The organism is Paenibacillus massiliensis subsp. panacisoli DSM 21345, assembly GCF_000426545.1.
GTDB classification, from domain to species: domain Bacteria; phylum Bacillota; class Bacilli; order Paenibacillales; family Paenibacillaceae; genus Paenibacillus; species Paenibacillus panacisoli.
Genome location: NZ_AUFO01000007.1, coordinates 141322 through 159539, shown reverse-complemented (window position 1 = coordinate 159539; position 18218 = coordinate 141322). Strand labels below are relative to the sequence as shown.

The window sequence follows — 18218 nt, the reverse complement described above, 5'->3', positions numbered from 1 at the left end:
CGATAGAGATTCACCCTGTAAGTTGAAAGCGTGTGCGTATAAGAAAAGGATTCTGTGTTAGTGTATCCATGCTTACGAAGGAATCTGTTGACGATTAGACATAATTGTGGAAAAAAACAAATAACATTGTGATTTTTATCACTTTTGTTAACGTGTGCATTTATTAAACTAAAACTATAAAGCGACTAGGAGGGTTCATCCAATGCAAAATTTAAGCAGAGCGTCCAGTCCATCCGCTGTCAGACACACAGAGAAGGTCATTCAATTCGGTGAAGGGAATTTCATGCGTGCATTCGTAGACTGGCAGATCCACGAGTTGAACAAGAAGGCAGATTGGGATGGCGGTGTTGTCATCGTGCAGCCACTGGCAGGCGGGCTGGCAGATTTGTTGAATTCGCAAGATGGACTGTATACGACATACATGGAAGGAATAAAGGAAGGTAAGGCTGTTCGTGAGCACACGTTAGTGGATTGTGTGACAAGGGTGATCAATCCTTATGCTGAAAATGAAGCCTATGAGGATCTGGCACGCCAGCCTGAGCTGCGCTTCATTGTATCCAATACAACCGAAGCAGGGATTGCCTTTGCGCCTGAGGATCGTCTTGAGGATAAGCCGCAGAGCAGCTACCCGGGCAAGCTGACAGCACTACTGTATCGTCGATATCTGGCGTTCAATGGTGCAGCTGACAAGGGCTTCATCATCATACCGTGTGAGCTGATCGACAGAAATGGGGATGAGCTTAAGAAGATCGTACTCCAATATGCACAGCTGTGGTCCCTGGAGGAAGATTTCGTCAAATGGCTGCATGAAGCGAATACGTTCTGCTGCAGTCTTGTAGACCGTATCGTGCCTGGGTATCCGCGTGACCGTATGGAGGAAATTACTGAGGAGTTGGGTTACAAGGATCAGCTTGTCGTGGTGACAGAGCAATTCCATCTGTGGGTCATTGAAGGTCCGCAATTCATCAAGGAAGAGTTCCCTGCTCATTTGGCTGGTCTGAATGTGCTGGTCGTAGATGATATGACTCCTTATCGTACCCGTAAGGTACGCATTCTGAACGGGGCGCACACGGCACTGACGCCTGTGGCATATCTGTACGGGCTGGATACGGTGCGTGATGCCGTTGAGCATAACGTGGTGGGTCCTTACGTTCAGGCACTGATTGATGAGGAAATTATTCCCACACTGGATTTGCCAGAGAGTGAGCTGCGAGAGTTCGCGGATGCTGTGCTGGAGCGCTTCCGTAACCCTTACGTACGCCATTATCTGATGAGCATCTCCTTGAATTCAATCTCGAAGTTCAAGACTAGAGACTTGCCTACGCTGCTGCGTTATGTGGAGGATCGTGGGCAATTGCCAGAGAAGCTGGTGTTCGCATTCGCTTCCCTGCTCTATTTCTACAAGGGAGACCGCAACGGTCAGGTTATTGAATTGGCAGATAATGAAGATATACTGGAAGCTTTCCGCGAGCTATGGCGTGGATATGACGGAACCCCGGCTTCCCTGCGTGTCTTGACGAAGCAAGTGCTGAGTCGTGAAGATTGGTGGGGGCAGGATCTGAACGAGATTGACGGGCTTACCGAGCAACTGACTGGATATCTGAACAAGCTGAGCCTGGAAGGAATGACTTCGACGCTTCATAAGCTGATGGATAGACATATAAATAAAATTAGCCAGTAAAGCACGTAGGTCAGGGAGGAGCCACACATGCAGGAATTCATCAAGATTCATGAACGAGACAATGTAGCAGTCGCATTAAGAGATTATCAGCAGGGAGAGAAGCTCCCTATTGGGAATACAGAGCTTGAGCTGCTGGAGCCTGTAGCAAGAGGCCACAAGATTGCATTGATTCCGATCGCTAAGGGAAGCCATGTGCTCAAATATGGTTATCCGATCGGTCATGCATTGCAGGATATTGTGCCAGGTCAGCATGTGCACACACATAATACGAAGACTAATCTGACCGGGGTAGAGGAGTACAAGTACGAGCCAAGGCTGGAAGCGAATCCATATCAGCTGGAGAAACGGACCTTCATGGGCTACCGAAGAAAAGACGGGAACGTAGGTATCCGTAACGAGTTGTGGATTGTGCCTACAGTGGGCTGTGTCAATGGCGTCGCCGAGCTGATCCTGAACCGCTTCAAAGCGGAGGTGGGTGACATTGCGCCGTTCGAAAATGCGCTTGTGCTGAAGCATAATTACGGCTGCTCCCAGCTAGGAGATGATCACGTCCATACGCGGACGATTCTGGCTGATGCAGTCAAGCATCCGAACGCGGCTGGCGTGCTGGTACTGGGATTAGGCTGTGAAAATAACAGTATGGGCGAGTTCCAGGAAGCCATTGGAGCATATGATGAGTCTCGTGTGAAATTCCTGCTATCGCAGGAAGTGGGAGACGAGGTGACCGAAGGAGTACGTCTGCTGAAGGAGATCTTCGCAGAGGTGCAGCAGGATCGGCGTGAGCCTGTTCCATTGTCCGAGCTGAAGATTGGCCTCAAATGTGGAGGGTCAGATGGGCTTTCGGGTATCACGGCGAATCCATTGCTCGGTCAGTTATCGGACTACATGGCTGCTCAAGGTGGAACGACTGTGCTGACGGAAGTGCCGGAGATGTTCGGCGCAGAGACGATCCTGATGGAGCGGGCTGCGAACGAAGAGGTATTCCATAAAATCGTGCATCTCATTAATGATTTCAAGCAATATTTCCTGGATTACAAACAGCCAGTATATGAGAATCCTTCCCCAGGTAACAAAGCGGGTGGCATCACAACGCTGGAGGATAAGTCTCTAGGCTGTACACAAAAGTCGGGCAACTCAGCGGTCATGGATGTGATTCCGTATGGAGACCGACTTACGACCAAGGGGCTGAACTTGCTGAGCGCTCCAGGGAATGATCTGGTAGCTTCATCGGCCTTGGCGGCTGCTGGCTGTCAGCTCGTCATCTTCACGACAGGACGCGGTACGCCGTTCGGTGCCTTTGTACCGACGATGAAGGTGTCAACGAACTCGGCCCTGTATCACTCGAAGCCGCACTGGATTGATTTTAACGCAGGCTCCCTGGTTGAAGATGTCAGCATGAAGGATGGCCTGAATGCATTCATCGATTATATTATCGAAGTGGCTAGCGGGGAATGGGTCAATAACGAAAAGAATGAGTTCCGCGAGATTGCTATATTCAAAAACGGCGTTACCCTATAAGATTCGCTAGGAAGAAGGGTATGCAGTGAGCTTTTGAATAAGTTTTTGAAAAAGCCTTTGAAAAAGCCTTTGAAAAAGCCTTTGAAGAAGCCTTTGAAAAAGCTTATGTGTTAAGTTTATAGAATAATTATAGCTTTTTTATAGCTTATTATTTAACTTGTCTTTTAACCTATGATTGAAATGGTTATTCGAATTGTTATTGTAGACTGTTGTTAACAGGTCTGTATTAGTTGGTATTATAGCTTGAATAGTGTTGTCATTGAATCTCAAGACTCCTGCCGCCCCCAGTCGGTCAGGAGTCTTGTTGCTGTCATCCAGAGGTAAATGGATGATGTAAGATAAGTGAAGCTGTGCACATGTGTGCATACTGCTGCATCCTAGGTATGGAAATAGGCGACATAGCTCTGAAATGTACTGTTTTACAAGGGGGATATGATAAATATCATAAAAGGGTATTGCATTTATATATGATATATGTTTTATAATGAGGTGTAGCTGATTGCGAAATGTTCACGTTAACATAATCTTGTTTACCAGAAAGGAATGTATCTCATGGCAAAAGCATTTCTAAATGAAGATTTTCTGCTCAACTCACCCACAGCTGTCAAGCTGTATCATCAGTACGCCAAGGATATGCCGATTGTGGATTATCATTGTCACTTGAGCCCGCAGGAGATTTATGAGAACAAGACCTTCAAGAACATTACTGAGGCGTGGCTGTACGGCGATCATTATAAATGGAGAGTTATGCGCGCAAATGGAGTTGAAGAACGGCTAATTACGGGAGATGGAGACGACTACGATAAATTCATGGCATGGGCCAGAACCGTACCTCAGCTCATCGGCAACCCGTTATATCATTGGACGCATCTGGAGTTGCAGCGTTTTTTTGGTGTAACAGAGCTTCTGAATGAGAAGAATGCGCCAGCCATCTGGGAGCAGGTGAATGCACAGCTGCAGGGAGAGGGCTTCGGTGCACGTGACCTGATTACCAAGTCCAAAGTGAAGGTGGTCTGCACGACGGATGATCCTGTAGATGATCTGGATTATCATACGAAGATCAGCCAGCTTCCGAATTTTGAGACAGCGGTGCTGCCAAGCTTCCGTCCCGACAAGGGCCTGGAGATCAATCGCGCTACATTCCGCCCGTGGGTAACGAAGCTGTCGGAGGCAGCGAAGCAAGAGATTACGGATTATGGGCAGTTTTTGAAAGCGCTTGAATCTCGTGTTCGCTTCTTCCACTCCATTGGCTGTCGTGTGTCAGACCATGCTCTGGATACGCTCGGATACGAGCATGCATCGCTGGAGGAAGTATCGGAGATTTTCCTTAAAGCGTTGGAGCAAGGTCAGGTCAGCGCTGAGGAAGAAGCGAAGCACAAGTCCTATACACTGGTCTTCTTGGGTCAGCTCTACGCCGAGCTGGATTGGGCGATGCAATTCCATATTCACGCTCTGCGTAATAACAACACAGCAGCATTCCGCAAATTGGGGCCGGATACCGGATACGATTCCATTAATGATGGTCCAATTGCCGAGCCGCTTATGAAGCTGTTGGATGCGCTGGAGCAGGCAAGTGGCCTGCCAAGAACGATCCTGTACTCCTTGAACCCAACCGATTATCATGTACTGGCTAGCGTTGCTGGCAGCTTCCAATCTGGTGGAGTCAAGGGCAAGATTCAGTTCGGTACAGCTTGGTGGTTCAATGATCATAAGGAAGGCATGCTGGAGCAGATGAAGATTCTCGCCAATCTTGGTGTCCTGCCACGCTTCATCGGAATGCTAACGGATTCCCGTAGCTTCCTGTCCTATACACGTCACGAATATTTCCGTCGTATCCTGTGTGATTTGGTTGGAACGTGGGTAGAGGAAGGCGAAGCGCCTGCGGATGATGAGCTGCTGGAAGAGCTGATTCGGGGAATTTGCTACCATAATGCTGTGGAATACTTCCGTTTTCCTGCACTGGTTAAGCAATAACAGGAACATAGCTGTTCAGGGCAGCAGCAGCTTCTTGCGGAGCTAACCACCACATTTATGCAATAATGTGAACTGCCATAGCAATAATGTGTACTGACATAGCAATTTGTGTGCTGATACGCTGTCCGCAAACGAGCGGGTATGCTATGCTTGATTACAAAGATGTCCATGGTCATCTTATGGAAGAAGCATAAGGAAGGTATGAATATGGCAGCGACCATCAAGGATATCGCCAGATTGGCGAATGTATCCCATACAACAGTGTCCAGAGCACTGAACAATAGCCCGCTAATTAAAGAAGTAACGAAGCGCAAGATTATGGAGATCGCCGAGCAATTGAATTATATTCCGAATGTGAATGCCAAGAGCCTTGTGCTACAGCGCTCACATACGGTGGGGTTGTTTTTTACCAGCATATCCAAAGGTACATCCTCCAGCTTTTTCGCGGACACAATTCGTGGCATTAACAGCATCATTGACGTGAATTATAACCTGTTCGTGCGGGGGATTGATGATTATGAGAGCTATTCCTCGATTCATCGCAAGCGCTTTGATGGAATTCTGCTGATGAGCCAAAGTGAGGCAGATAATGCGTTTATCTATCATGTACTACAGCAGGAGATTCCAATCGTCGTCATGAACCGTCATGTAGCCGACCCGGGAATCGTAAATATCGTGCCTAATGATAAAGAAGGCGTGCGCGATGCTGTCCGGCATCTGATTGACCAAGGGCATGAGCGCATCGCACTTATTGAAGGTGTGGAGGGCTTCATGTCCACCCTGCAGCGGAAAGAAGGCTTCATGCAAGCCATGATTGAGCATCATCTGCCGATCCGTTCCGATTATATGGTGCAGGGGCGATATGATCACGAAAGTGGAAGTCGTGCAATGAAGGAGCTGCTAAGTCTGGAAGAGCCGCCGACAGCTGTGTTTTGCTCGAATGACGATATGGCAATCGGTGCCATGAATGCGGCCTTCGAGTCAGGGAAGCGGGTGCCAGATGATGTATCCATAGTAGGCTTCGACGATATCGGGTACTCCCTGTATACGACACCTGCTTTGACCACGGTAAAACGACCTATTGAGGAGATAAGCTCACTCGGAGCGAAGCGGATGATGAACCGGATGGAGTCCGGCGCTCAGGCTGGCGAGCTGATCTATGTAGATACGCGCTTCATAGAGCGACGTTCGACAGCACCATTATGGACGCGATAATTAAGTGAACCTGGGGCGAGTCACTATCCTGGTCTTGGTGGAAAATGATTCTTCCAGACATTTGGTGACACTTTAGAAGCGCTCGTGTGCATGTAAGCGACCCAAAAGTATAGAAGTCCACGATTCCCCAGCTAAGATACGGGGGAGTCTGGACTACGTGAAAATGTTAACGTGTGCAATGAATTGAGAATATTTCATGTTGGCAACAAAACGTAATGAGTTACCAAACATACCTGGGAGGGGTTCAACAATGGAGAGGCTTGTCAGAAGCAGTGAAGCATCCTCCGACTTGGTGGAACGAGTGATCCAGTTCGGTGATGGGAATTTTATGCGCGGCTTTGCCGAGTGGCATATTGATGTGATGAATGAACGTCTGGGCTGGAATACAGGGGTAGTTGTACTGCAAGCCAGAGCAGAAGGAACGTCAGCTGAAGGCCTCAATGAGCAGGGGGGAGCATACACCTTACAGCTGGAAGGTATTCAGTATGGGGAGGAAGTAAGAGAGCAACGTGTCATTGAGTGTATTACGCGGGGAATGAATCCGCACCGTCAATACGAAGCATTCATGCAGCTGGCGGACAGCCCCGACATCCGCTTTGTCTTATCCAATACTACGGAATCGGGCATTGTCTATGATCCGGATGATCGACTGGAGGACCAGCCTCAGCGCAGCTTCCCGGGCAAGCTGGCGGCTCTCCTGTATCGTCGCTATCAGACGTTCCGGGCAGACCCCTCCAAGGGCTGGATCATCGTTCCTTGTGAGCTGATCGAGCGCAATGGAGAGATTTTGCGGGACATTATCGTGCAGCATGCCCATCGGTGGGGACTGGAGGAAGGATTTCTTCACTGGCTGAAGGAAGCCAATACGTTCTGCAACAGTCTGGTGGATCGAATTGTTCCGGGGTATCCGAAGGATCGAGCAGCTGAGCTTCAGCAGCAACTGGGATACCAGGACCCCTTCATGATTGTAGGCGAGCCTTATCATCTATGGGTCATTGAAGGACCAGAGCATGTGCGTACTGAATTTCCGGCCCATCTGGCGAAGCTGAACCTTCTTGTTGTGGACGATCTGAAGCCTTATCGAGAGCAAAAGGTTCGCATCCTGAATGGAGCGCATACAGCCCTGACGCCAGTAGCCTATCTGAGCGGTCTGGAGACGGTTCGCGAGGCGGTCGAGGACCCTGAGGTGGGCGCTTATATCCGGAATTTGATTCACCGTGAGATTATTCCGACGCTTGATTTGTCTGAGCAGGCATTGAAAAGCTTTGCAGAGGATGTTATAGATAGATTCCGCAATCCCTTCATCAAGCACTACGTGATGAGCATTGCGCTCAATTCCTTTTCCAAATTCAGAACCCGGAATCTTCCGGTTCTTCTGGAGTATCATGCTAAGCACAATGAGCTCCCCTCAGCTACGGTCTTTGCCCTAGCGGCCTTACTGGTCATGTACAAAGGAAGAAGAGGGGCAGAGAAAATTGAGCTCTCCGATAACCCGGTCATTCTGCAGGAGCTACAGGATATGTGGCGCGATTGCACCTGCACGAGAGAAGAGCTGGGCATTCTTGCAAGGGCTGTACTGCAGCACGAGGATTGGTGGGGACAGGATCTGACCGGGATAGCGGGTTTGGTGGATCAGCTGGCAGATCAAATGTTCATTATGGAAACACATGGAATGAAAGAGGCGCTAAGACAGCAAATATACGCTGTTAGCGGATCTCAACCATATGGAGGCGAACAGCATGCTTGAATTTATCAAAATTCATGAACGTGATAACGTAGTTGTAGCCCTGCGTGATTATGTCAAAGGGGAGGCCATTCATGTGGATGGCCAGGATACTGTGCTGCTGGAGGATGTGCCACGCGGTCACAAGATTGCACTGTCGCGCATTGCTGAGGGTGAGAATGTACTGAAGTACGGGTATCCGATTGGTCATGCTACGCAAACGATTGAAGTCGGAGAGCATGTTCATACCCAGAATGCGCGTACGAACCTGACTGGTGTGGAGTCCTATTCATATGAGCCTAGACTTCAGCCCAACGAGTTCGAGCTGGAGAATCTTACTTTTGAAGGCTATGTACGCAAAAATGGCAATGTCGGTATTCGTAATGAGCTCTGGATTGTGCCGACTGTAGGCTGTGTGAACGGTGTAGCTGAAATGATCATTAATCGCTTCAAGGAGGAGGCAGGCAGCATAGCTCCTTTTGAAAGCACCCTCGTGCTCAAGCATAACTACGGTTGTTCTCAGCTGGGGGATGATCATGTGATGACTCGTACCATTCTGGCCGACGCCGTACAGCATCCAAATGCTGGCGGGGTATTGGTGCTGGGCCTGGGCTGTGAGAATAACAGCATGGAGGATTTCAAACAAGCGATTGGCGAATATGATCCTGCGCGAGTAAAATTCCTCCTATCCCAAGAGGTTGGGGATGAAGTCGAGGCCGGTGTGGCTCTGCTGCATGAGCTGCATCGTGAAGCCAGTCAGGATCGTCGGGAGACGGTGCCGCTGTCAGAGCTGAAGATTGGACTGAAATGTGGCGGATCGGATGGCTTATCTGGCATTACGGCGAATCCACTCGTAGGCAAGCTGTCAGATTATATGGCCGCTCAGGGCGGGACGACTGTACTGACTGAGGTGCCAGAGATGTTCGGCGCAGAGACGATTCTGATGGAACGTGCAGCGGACGAAGTTGTGTTCCACAAAATTGTGGACTTGATCAATAACTTCAAGCAATATTTCCTCGATTACAAGCAGCCAGTATATGAGAATCCTTCACCAGGCAATAAGGCTGGGGGTATTACGACTTTGGAGGACAAATCACTAGGATGTACGCAGAAATCAGGTATCTCGGCTGTCAATGATGTGATCCACTATGGCGAACGTCTGCAGACTAAGGGGCTGAACCTGCTGAGTGCGCCGGGTAATGATCTGGTGGCCTCTTCGGCACTCGCTGCATCTGGTTGCCAGTTGGTGATCTTCACGACAGGTCGAGGCACGCCGTTCGGCTCCTTCGTACCGACGATGAAGGTATCTACCAATTCACCACTCTATCAGTCGAAGCCTCACTGGATCGATTTTAATGCGGGTAGTCTGGTAGATGGTGCGAGCATGGAGGATACCTTGAAGGAATTCGTACAATATATCATTGAGGTAGCGAGCGGCAAGCAAGTTAACAACGAGAAGAATCAGTTCCGTGAGCTGGCGATCTTCAAGAACGGGGTAACGCTGTAAGAGGTCTTGATATCTTGTTATGGCATAATAGGAGATATATTAGCAGGTCTGATGAGAGAGGATGCACTGGATGGTACCAGGGTGATCTCGATGTCAGCCTGCTTTTTTTGTACTAACGGATCATAGTAATTGGAGGGTGTCCAATTGGATAGAAATAAGGAAAAAGATGGTCTATTATGGTAGTGGTGGTAGATGTGAGAAATCGTTAAAAATTGATCATTTGGAGGGTGTGCGATGGCAAGAGCAACCGTTGATATGGTGGAGGAATTTGCGAGATTCAGCACATACGTAGAACGATTGAAGGCACTCGAGGAGAGCTACTGGACCATTCCCTTGGAAGAGGGAAAATGGAGTCTGAAGGACGTCATCAGTCATATGATGCTGTGGGACAAATACTTTTATGAGCAGGGCATTCACAAGATCACGTTGGGAGAGGCTGTTACTGTTCGTAGTCTCAACTTTGATGAATTTAATGCTGATGCGGCCCGCTACGCACAAAACAAGACCAGAGCGGACATTGTGGATGAGTTCTGCGTGATGCGGCAGCGCATTATTGCTGAAATCTCGGGACTGACTGAGGAGGCCTATACTAGAAAGTATAAGAGTGGAGACGGGAAGACATTTGCTATACGCGGCTATTTGCAGGGCTTCATTCCCCATGACAAGCATCATCGCAAGCAGATTCAGAGGTTCATCAAGAACGTGTTTGATCTGTAGCTGCAGGGACGGAAATGTGCGAGCCACACGGCATAATTAGCGTTATACTATGAATAGTTATGGTCAATGATTCAACTACAACGTCTGCATCCTGTTCAAAATAACGATCCCACGCAATGGAGGTCCAAGCGTCGATGAACATTCAATTCAACTCTCCTGCCCAGAGCTGGGTGGAGGCATTGCCCATTGGAAATGGCAAACTTGGCGGTATGGTATTTGGAGGAGTAGAGCGGGAGCGCATTGCTTTGAATGAAGATACGCTCTGGTCAGGATCCCCCCGTGAATGGAATAATCCGGGCGCACAAGAGCTTCTCCCCAAAATGAGAGAGCTTGTGTCTCAGCAGAGATATGCCGAAGCGGATGAGCTAAGCAAGCAGATGATGGGACCCTACACTCAATCCTATCTGCCCTTTGGCGACTTGCATATCTGGATGGAGCATGGATCTCTGGACAGCAACCAGCTATATCAGCGAAGACTTGATATCAGCACGGGAATTGTAAGCGTTACCTATCAGGTGGGTGACGTTCAATATTCACGTGAGGTGCTGGCATCCTATCCGGATCAAGCACTGGTGGTTCGACTGACAGCGAGCAAGCCGGGTCAGCTCAGCTTTCGTGCCAGCTTGGATAGCCAACTCCGGGCCCAGACGGCTATGGAGGGAGAGGAGCTTACGTTATTTGGGGTAGCTCCAGAGTATGTTGCGCCTAACTATTACGATGTGGAGCATCCCGTTCGCTATGGTGAGGCAGCAACCACGAAAGCTCTGCGTTTTCACGGCAGACTGGCCGCCGTACTGGATGGAGGCACATTACAAACGGATGAGGATGGCTTACATATCAGCGATGCCTCAGCAGCAGTACTATACTTCAGTGCGGCGACCTCCTTCGATCCGACCCTTGGTGCAAGCAACAGCAGTCGTGATCCTCGTCGCCTCACGGCTGAAGCGATTAGAGCAGTGTACAACAGGAAATACGAGGAGGTCCGTGAGCGTCATCTGGAGGATCATCGTGTGCTATTTGACCGGGTAGAGCTACATTTAGGAGAAAGCATCGCTCCTGCGAATTTACCAACAGACCAGCGGATTGCCGACTATGGAAGCGACGATCTTGGTCTGGTGGAGCTGCTGTTCCACTATGGTCGTTACCTGCTAATTGCCAGCTCACGTCCCGGTACAACACCAGCCAATCTGCAAGGTCTATGGAACGAAGAACTGCGGGCTCCTTGGAGCAGTAATTACACGCTCAATATTAATGCGGAGATGAATTATTGGCCTGCGGAGAGCTGCAACCTATCAGAGCTGCACGAGCCGTTGCTTGAGTTCATTGGACGGTTGGCTGTGAATGGGCGAGAGACAGCCCGGATCAATTACGGGGCAAAGGGCTGGGTTGCCCACCACAATGCCGATCTGTGGGGGCAGACGGCACCTGTGGGAGAATATGGAGACGGAGACCCGATCTGGGTGCTGTGGCCGATGGGTGGTGTGTGGCTTACTCAGCATTTGTGGGAGCACTATGCATTCGGAGGAGATGAAGCTTATCTGCGGGATCAGGCCTATCCGCTGATGAAGGAAGCGGCATGGTTCTGTCTTGATTGGCTGGTTATGAATAAGGAGGGCTTCTGGGTGACATCCCCTTCCACATCACCTGAGCATAGATTCGTGGCTGAAGATGGGTATCATGCTATTAGTGAAGCCACGACGATGGATATATCCTTGATTAGTGAGCTATTTGACAACTGTATTCAAGCCGCCGAGCTATTGGGGATAGATGGTGATTTTGTAGAGGTTCTGCGTGAGAAAAAAGAGGGAATCCTGCCCTTGCGTATCGGTCGCCAGAAGCAGCTTCAGGAATGGAGCCTTGATTTTGAGGATGAGGATGTCCATCATCGTCATGTTTCACATCTTGTAGGTATCTACCCTGGGAGGCTGATTACAGGCAGCTCGGCTCCCGAACTGTTCAAGGCGGCTAGAACCTCACTTGAGCTAAGGGGGGACGGCGGAACAGGCTGGAGTCTCGGCTGGAAAATGGGCCTGTGGGCCAGATTTCGGGAGGGGAACCGAGCGGAGCAGCTGATTTCCAATCTGCTGACACTCGTTAAGGATGGCGAATCCGGTCAACGGGGAGGAGTCTATGCGAATCTGTTCGACGCTCATCCTCCATTCCAGATCGATGGCAACTTTGCTGCGACATCAGGGATCGCAGAGATGCTGTTCCAATCCCATCAAGACTACCTGGAGTTCCTTCCTGCGCTGCCTGAGCGCTGGGAGTCAGGCTTTGTTAGAGGACTCAGAGCTCGGGGAGGCTTCCAGATCAGCTTGAGCTGGCAGGACGGAGCTATACGTGAAGCTGAAGTCATATCGGATCTGGGGAGAGCATGTACGGTGCTTACTGAAAACCCAATGCAGGTTCGTGAAGATGGACTGTTGATTCCTTTGACACCTGTCGGGGAAGGGCTGTTATCATTTCCGACGAAGGCAGGCTCAAGGTATATCCTGGAATTCGACATGCAGCAGGCATCTAACGCCTGAATGTGCCATGAATAATTATGGGGTGTCTTGATCGTATGAGGTAACCCGAAGCCTTGAAACGCACTTTCTGCAATGACCATTGGATGTCCTAATTGGGTATTCAATACATTGTAGGAGGTGCTTTTTCGTGTTATCCAGTCAGCCACTAGCCACTAATTGCTGGTAGGCTTCAGATAGTAGAGACAGTTGAATTTGTATCACTAGCGATAATTATAGTTCTCAATTACTTGCTTATAAAAGCCGTAAATATAGTTAGGGGCGATTATGCCCGGCTAATTACAAGGAGGAATGACAGCATGAGAATAACTTGGACAGCCTTATTAGCGTGCATACTGGTGTTGGGTATGACAGCAGGAACCGCTACAGCTAAGCAGGGACGCGGAAACGATCAGAAGAGCGGACAAGAAGCTGTATCGTCTAAAACAAATGGGAACGAAAAGAAACAAGAAAATCAGAGTAAGAACCTGGACCGGGGTAAAGGCCAAGCCAAAAACGACAAGATTAAGACTGGCAAGAATGGCGAAAACAATAAACAAAGCAAAGCAGTAGAAGACAGCGAAGCCGTCCCTGCTACTGTAACGGAAGATACCTACGGAGAGTCCACAGACCCAAAAAGACAAAATGGACCAAACGGATATAAGGGACTCCTTAAGGCTGTAGAAAATACGAAAGATAAGCCTGCGGGAACGGTTATTGCGAATCTGCTTCTAACGAAATACCCTGATCGGCTGAACTCGGAGCAGATTGCTCAACTGGAAACACTCCTTGATTCAAGAGAGGCGCTAACGGAGGCTGCTGAACTGTTGGCTGCGGACGGAAGTGTTACAGATGCCGTGTACATGCAGGAGGAAGCGTTGCTAGCTGATGTGTCCCATCTGGATAGCTATAAAAGATTAGGTGCGCTCTTCAAAAAAGCCGGGAGAGCAGATGGAATGAGGCTGTTTGTTAACGGTGAGGAGCACGAAGCGAAGCCGATTAATCACAATGGCACGACACTTGTCCCGCTACGTGCTGCTTCGGAGGCGTTGGATGCGCAAGTATCCTGGAACGCTAAGGAGAAATCAGTAACCGTGATCCGTGACGGGGTGAACGTTAAACTGCAGATCAACAGTAAAAAAGCGTATATCAATAACGAGCTGTATACTTTGAATCAGTCGGCAGCGGTGATCGATGGCACCACAGTCGTGCCTTTGCGAGTAATTGGAGAAGCCCTGGGAGCGACCGTTAAATGGGAACCTGAGAGCCAATCTGTCGTGGTGTATGAGGAGTCTGCTGTTCATTAATTACTTAACTGAACTTCTATATAGCTACAATCCAAACGAGAAAAGCAGACGTAATCACACATAGAGGACAAGCTTAACCCCTAACCTCCACAACTGTGGGGGTTATTTTGTTTATTTCAATTTTTCAATCGAGAACCGCTGGGGTATCGTAAATGCTATAATTATTTTGTATACTTAATTCATATCCTTAAATGGATCGCGAATGATCGACTTTATGTTTCAACCTTGTTTAAGTAAGTAGGGTTTGGTGTAACGAATACTTCGCTATTATTCGCAGTAGAGGGGAGGGTTCAGAAATGATCGTATATGAGACAGCGGATGCTTTTGTACTTACGGAGCAGCACGATCATGCCGGAATCTCCGGAGAAGTTGTTGCCCACTGGAAAAATGAACACCTGTACAACCCCGATACCAAAGACGAATTGCAGCTAGCGGCGACCGAGCATGATCGCGGCTGGATCAATTTGGATGCGGCCCCTTTCTGGAATGATGCTTCCACAGCACCTTATTCCTTCAAGGATTTTCCCCTAAGGCCACGTTATGTATTTTACAGACTTGGTATTCAAGAAGTAGAACAACGTTCCCCTTATGCAGCTCTCTTATGTAGTCTGATGTACACCGAACTGTTCGAACGAATTCAGATTCCTGATCCGCAGGATGAAGCGGCGAACCGTGCATTTCTGGATGGAGAGGTGCAGCGCCGTACCCGCCTCTATGAGCAACTGGGAGATACGCCTTCCTTACGTCAACGGGCCGAAGCAGAATTACACATGCTGCTGTTCTGTGACGAGCTAAGTCTGTTCGTATGTCTCGCCGAACCCGGCACACCGAGCTCCGAATACGAATGGTTCGCAGATGGGCTACATCACCCTTCTCCAGGATCTTATGAGGAGCGAATGCGGGTCTGCTGGACATCTGAGCATTCCATTGAGCTGGATACAGATGCCTTGCTGCCGAATGCCTCAGTTACTCATACTTATCGTAAAGTCTATAAGAAGGCCATTCGTGAGCATGGAATATACGCAGCATTTCATCATGCTCCGCCTCAACATCGAACAATTACCTTACATGGCAAGGCTCAAGCTCCCATTTCCCTTTAGCTTCTTCGCTATAATGTTGCAGCTGTAAGCTGCAAGGATAACCTCTATGGATGACCTCCATGGGCCTAATGGCTCATGTGAGGTATCGTATATAACGAACTCCCCCTGGAATAACACCAAGGGGAGCCGCATGTCTCCTGTTTGCACTCGTCAGCTGCATCTACTGTCAGCTGAATTCGCACCAATTCATCCTACCTGATTCTACCCTTGCTCTTCATGAATGATTGCACCTGATGCATCACCTTGTCGCGGGCATCCTTATTCCTCATTAGATACGTGGCTCCAAGTCCCAATGCTGCAAACAACAGTTTCCTTTTTCCCATGGGAATTTTCCTCCTTTGTCTATCGTTAGTGGACTGTACTTACCCTTTTCAACATAAGAATGATACACACACTGTTACCCTTTTTCTTAGGTTGCTAATCCCGATTGCATTACTCATGCCAGATGGATCAATTGCATACTATTGTGTACATATCGTGCATGAATCATGCTTGCCATCGTTAGCTCCCACATCTTATGTTTCCTGCCAGCCTGAATTCTTACTCTTATCTGATGAAGCTGTCGTGCTGAAAGTCGTTCATTGACGTACCCTGAGCGTATCGCTAATGGTATGGATCTGGTGCATTATGCCGAGTTTTTTAGAAGGAGGAGCTTGCTATGCAGAAGAAAGAAGTGCTGGCCATGCTGTTGGCTGGAGGCCAAGGAAAACGACTTAAGGGATTGACCAGAACGTTAGCCAAGCCAGCGGTCTATTTTGGCGGTACGTACCGGATTATTGATTTCCCACTTAGCAATTGCTCCCACTCAGGCATTGATACGGTGGGGGTGCTGACCCAATATGAACCACTCGTGCTGCATTCCTACATCGGGGTCGGAAGTGACTGGGATCTGGATCGGTTAAATGGGGGCGTCTATGTGCTTCCACCGCATGAACGGGAGGATGGGAGCAGCTGGTACCGCGGCACCGCAGATGCCATCTATCGAAATCTGAATTTCATTGATCAGTTCGATCCTGAACATGTATTAATCCTCTCTGGCGACCATATCTACAAGATGGATTACAGTACTATGCTTGCCTACCACCAGGATAAAAATGCAGACTGCACCATCTCTGTCATTGATGTCTCGATTGAGGAGGCGCGCCGCTTCGGCATTCTGAATACGGATGAACAACTGCGGATCTATGAATTCGAGGAGAAGCCGAGTCAGCCGAAAAGCACGTTGGCGTCGATGGGCATTTATTTCTTCAAGTGGAAGGTTCTCCGCGAGTATCTGATTGCCAGTGCGCTTGATCACGGAAGCTCTCATGATTTTGGCAAGGATATTATTCCTCTGATGCTGAGCAAAGGGCGTACCATGTATGCTTACCCCTTCAAGGGATATTGGAAGGATGTCGGCACGATCCAAAGTCTATGGGAATCCAATATGGACCTGCTGGAGAAAGACCCGCCCTTGCAGCTGAACGATCCGAGCTGGCGGATCTTCACTCGCAGTCCGAACCAACCTGCACAGTACGTATCGGATCAGGCTGTCGTCACGAATTGCATTATTAACGAGGGCTGCATCGTTCACGGAGAGGTGAAGCATTCCGTTCTGTTCTATGGGGTAGAGATCGGGGAGGGGAGCCGGATTACCGATTCGGTGATTATGCCGAACGTCAGGATCGGACGCAATGTGCAGATTCACCGTGCGATTATTAGTGAGAATGTCGTCATCCCGGACAATACGATTATTGGGAACTATAGTAAGCAGGAGGATATTGTGCTTGTGGAACATGGCTCGGAAGTGCTATCTGCGGAGATCACGCTGTAATGCTGGAATCATTTGTGATGAATAAGGAGGGTGAGTTTATGAATCAGCTAATTGGTGTAATCAATCTTGATTATGAACTGGATCATCTGAAAGAGCTGACGTATTTCCGCTGCGGCGCGGCTGTACCGTTCGCCGGGAGATATCGGCTGATCGACTTCACCTTGTCCAATATGATGTATGCGGGCATCAAGGATACTGCCTTGTTCATCCGCCGGAAGTATCGTTCCTTGCTGGATCATCTGGGGGATGGCCGCCCTTGGGATCTGGATCGCAAGGTGGGAGGCATGTTCATCCTGCCACCGGATTGGAATGATCCGACAGATACCTCACTCGGTGACCTTCAGCATGTGCATAACAATCTGGATTTCTTCAACCGCGCTTCGGGCCGTACGTTGGTTCACTCGGGAACCCAGCATATCAATAAGGTCGATATTCTGGATGCCTATCGTTTCCATAAGGAGAAGGGGGCAGATGTCACTCTGGTGTACCGCCAGGTGAGACAGCTGCAGCCAGAGCATACGACGTGCACCAGATTGGATGTAGATGAGCAGGGTAGAGTAACGGAGATTCACCATGAGCAGGATCACCACAATGTCTATATGGAAATGTTCATCATGGACAAAAAGCTCTATCTGGAGCAGGTGGAGCGTTGCATTGCCCATGGAGAGAGCCATTTCTTCAAGGCCGCCATTCAGAAAAATCCGGGTAAGCTAAAAATCTACGCCTATCGCTATGAGGGATATCATGGGGTGGTGAATTCGGTGGAAAGCTACTTCAAGAACAGCATGCAGCTGCTGAAGCAAGAGCAATATAAGGCTCTGTTCAAAGAAAACCCTGCCCACACCAAAATTAAATATGAACCGCCCACCCAGTATCAGGATGGAGCCAAGGTGGCCAATTCCCTCGTCGCCAACGGCTGTATGATTGGTGGCAACGTAGAGAATAGTATCATCTTCCGTGGGGTAAAGATTCATGAGGGTGCACGGGTCAGCAATTCGATTATCATGCAGAAATGCGTCATTGAAGCGGGAGCCGTGATTGATAATGTCATCCTTGACAAGGATGTACGACTGAGCCAGGGCCGAACGCTGATTGGCGATGCCCGCAAGCCTTATGTGATCGCCAAAAACATTCATTTATAACCGGAGGGACTGATCTT

The 18218-nt window shown here is 49.1% G+C and carries 13 protein-coding genes; 12 read left to right on the top strand and 1 reads right to left on the bottom strand.

Annotated features, from left to right (window positions below; all coding sequences use genetic code 11):
* The first annotated feature begins 202 nt into the window (after positions 1 to 202).
* The 10 genes from K331_RS0103870 to K331_RS0103820 all read left to right on the top strand — a co-directional run bounded on the left by K331_RS0103870 (position 203) and on the right by K331_RS0103820 (position 15246).
* Entirely contained in the window at positions 203 to 1681 is a 1479-nt protein-coding gene (locus K331_RS0103870) for a tagaturonate reductase (RefSeq protein WP_028589268.1), read from the top strand.
* 27 nt (positions 1682 to 1708) lie between these two features.
* Positions 1709 to 3199, top strand: coding sequence for a UxaA family hydrolase (locus tag K331_RS0103865; RefSeq protein ID WP_028589267.1), 1491 nt, complete (start codon positions 1709 to 1711; stop codon positions 3197 to 3199).
* Positions 3200 to 3751: 552 nt separating this feature from the next.
* The gene (gene uxaC, locus K331_RS0103855) at positions 3752 to 5173 is read left to right on the top strand and encodes a glucuronate isomerase (RefSeq protein WP_028589265.1); all 1422 of its coding nucleotides are present in this window, start codon (positions 3752 to 3754) and stop codon (positions 5171 to 5173) included.
* 207 nt (positions 5174 to 5380) lie between these two features.
* Positions 5381 to 6388, top strand: coding sequence for a LacI family DNA-binding transcriptional regulator (locus K331_RS0103850; protein WP_018883235.1), 1008 nt, complete (start codon positions 5381 to 5383; stop codon positions 6386 to 6388).
* A gap of 250 nt (positions 6389 to 6638) precedes the next feature.
* Positions 6639 to 8135 carry a tagaturonate reductase gene (locus tag K331_RS0103845; RefSeq protein ID WP_028589264.1) on the top strand — a complete coding sequence of 499 codons (1497 nt, stop codon included), beginning with the start codon at positions 6639 to 6641 and terminating at the stop codon, positions 8133 to 8135.
* On the top strand, positions 8128 to 9618 hold the full coding sequence (locus K331_RS0103840) for a UxaA family hydrolase (RefSeq protein ID WP_028589263.1): 1491 nt from the start codon (positions 8128 to 8130) through the stop codon (positions 9616 to 9618). The genes K331_RS0103845 and K331_RS0103840 overlap by 8 nt, the downstream gene beginning before the upstream one ends.
* 234 nt (positions 9619 to 9852) lie before the next feature.
* On the top strand, positions 9853 to 10335 hold the full coding sequence (locus K331_RS0103835; RefSeq protein WP_028589262.1) for a DinB family protein: 483 nt from the start codon (positions 9853 to 9855) through the stop codon (positions 10333 to 10335).
* A gap of 134 nt (positions 10336 to 10469) precedes the next feature.
* Complete coding sequence (locus tag K331_RS0103830; protein ID WP_028589261.1) at positions 10470 to 12863, top strand: glycoside hydrolase family 95 protein; 2394 nt, start codon at positions 10470 to 10472, stop codon at positions 12861 to 12863.
* A 296-nt stretch (positions 12864 to 13159) separates the two neighbouring features.
* On the top strand, positions 13160 to 14146 hold the full coding sequence (locus K331_RS0103825; RefSeq protein ID WP_028589260.1) for a copper amine oxidase N-terminal domain-containing protein: 987 nt from the start codon (positions 13160 to 13162) through the stop codon (positions 14144 to 14146).
* Positions 14147 to 14442: 296 nt separating this feature from the next.
* On the top strand, positions 14443 to 15246 hold the full coding sequence (locus tag K331_RS0103820; protein WP_028589259.1) for a DUF3891 family protein: 804 nt from the start codon (positions 14443 to 14445) through the stop codon (positions 15244 to 15246).
* Between the two features lie 191 nt (positions 15247 to 15437).
* Here K331_RS0103820 and K331_RS32925 read toward each other — a convergent pair whose 3' ends face one another.
* Positions 15438 to 15569, bottom strand: a complete 132-nt coding sequence (locus K331_RS32925) for a hypothetical protein (protein WP_018883228.1) — start codon at positions 15567 to 15569, stop codon at positions 15438 to 15440.
* Positions 15570 to 15904: 335 nt separating this feature from the next.
* Here K331_RS32925 and K331_RS0103810 point away from each other — a divergent pair, with 335 nt between their 5' ends.
* The gene (locus K331_RS0103810; protein WP_028589258.1) at positions 15905 to 17059 is read left to right on the top strand and encodes a glucose-1-phosphate adenylyltransferase; all 1155 of its coding nucleotides are present in this window, start codon (positions 15905 to 15907) and stop codon (positions 17057 to 17059) included.
* Between the two features lie 38 nt (positions 17060 to 17097).
* Positions 17098 to 18201 carry a glucose-1-phosphate adenylyltransferase subunit GlgD gene (gene glgD, locus K331_RS0103805; RefSeq protein ID WP_028589257.1) on the top strand — a complete coding sequence of 368 codons (1104 nt, stop codon included), beginning with the start codon at positions 17098 to 17100 and terminating at the stop codon, positions 18199 to 18201.
* Positions 18202 to 18218 lie beyond the last annotated feature (17 nt).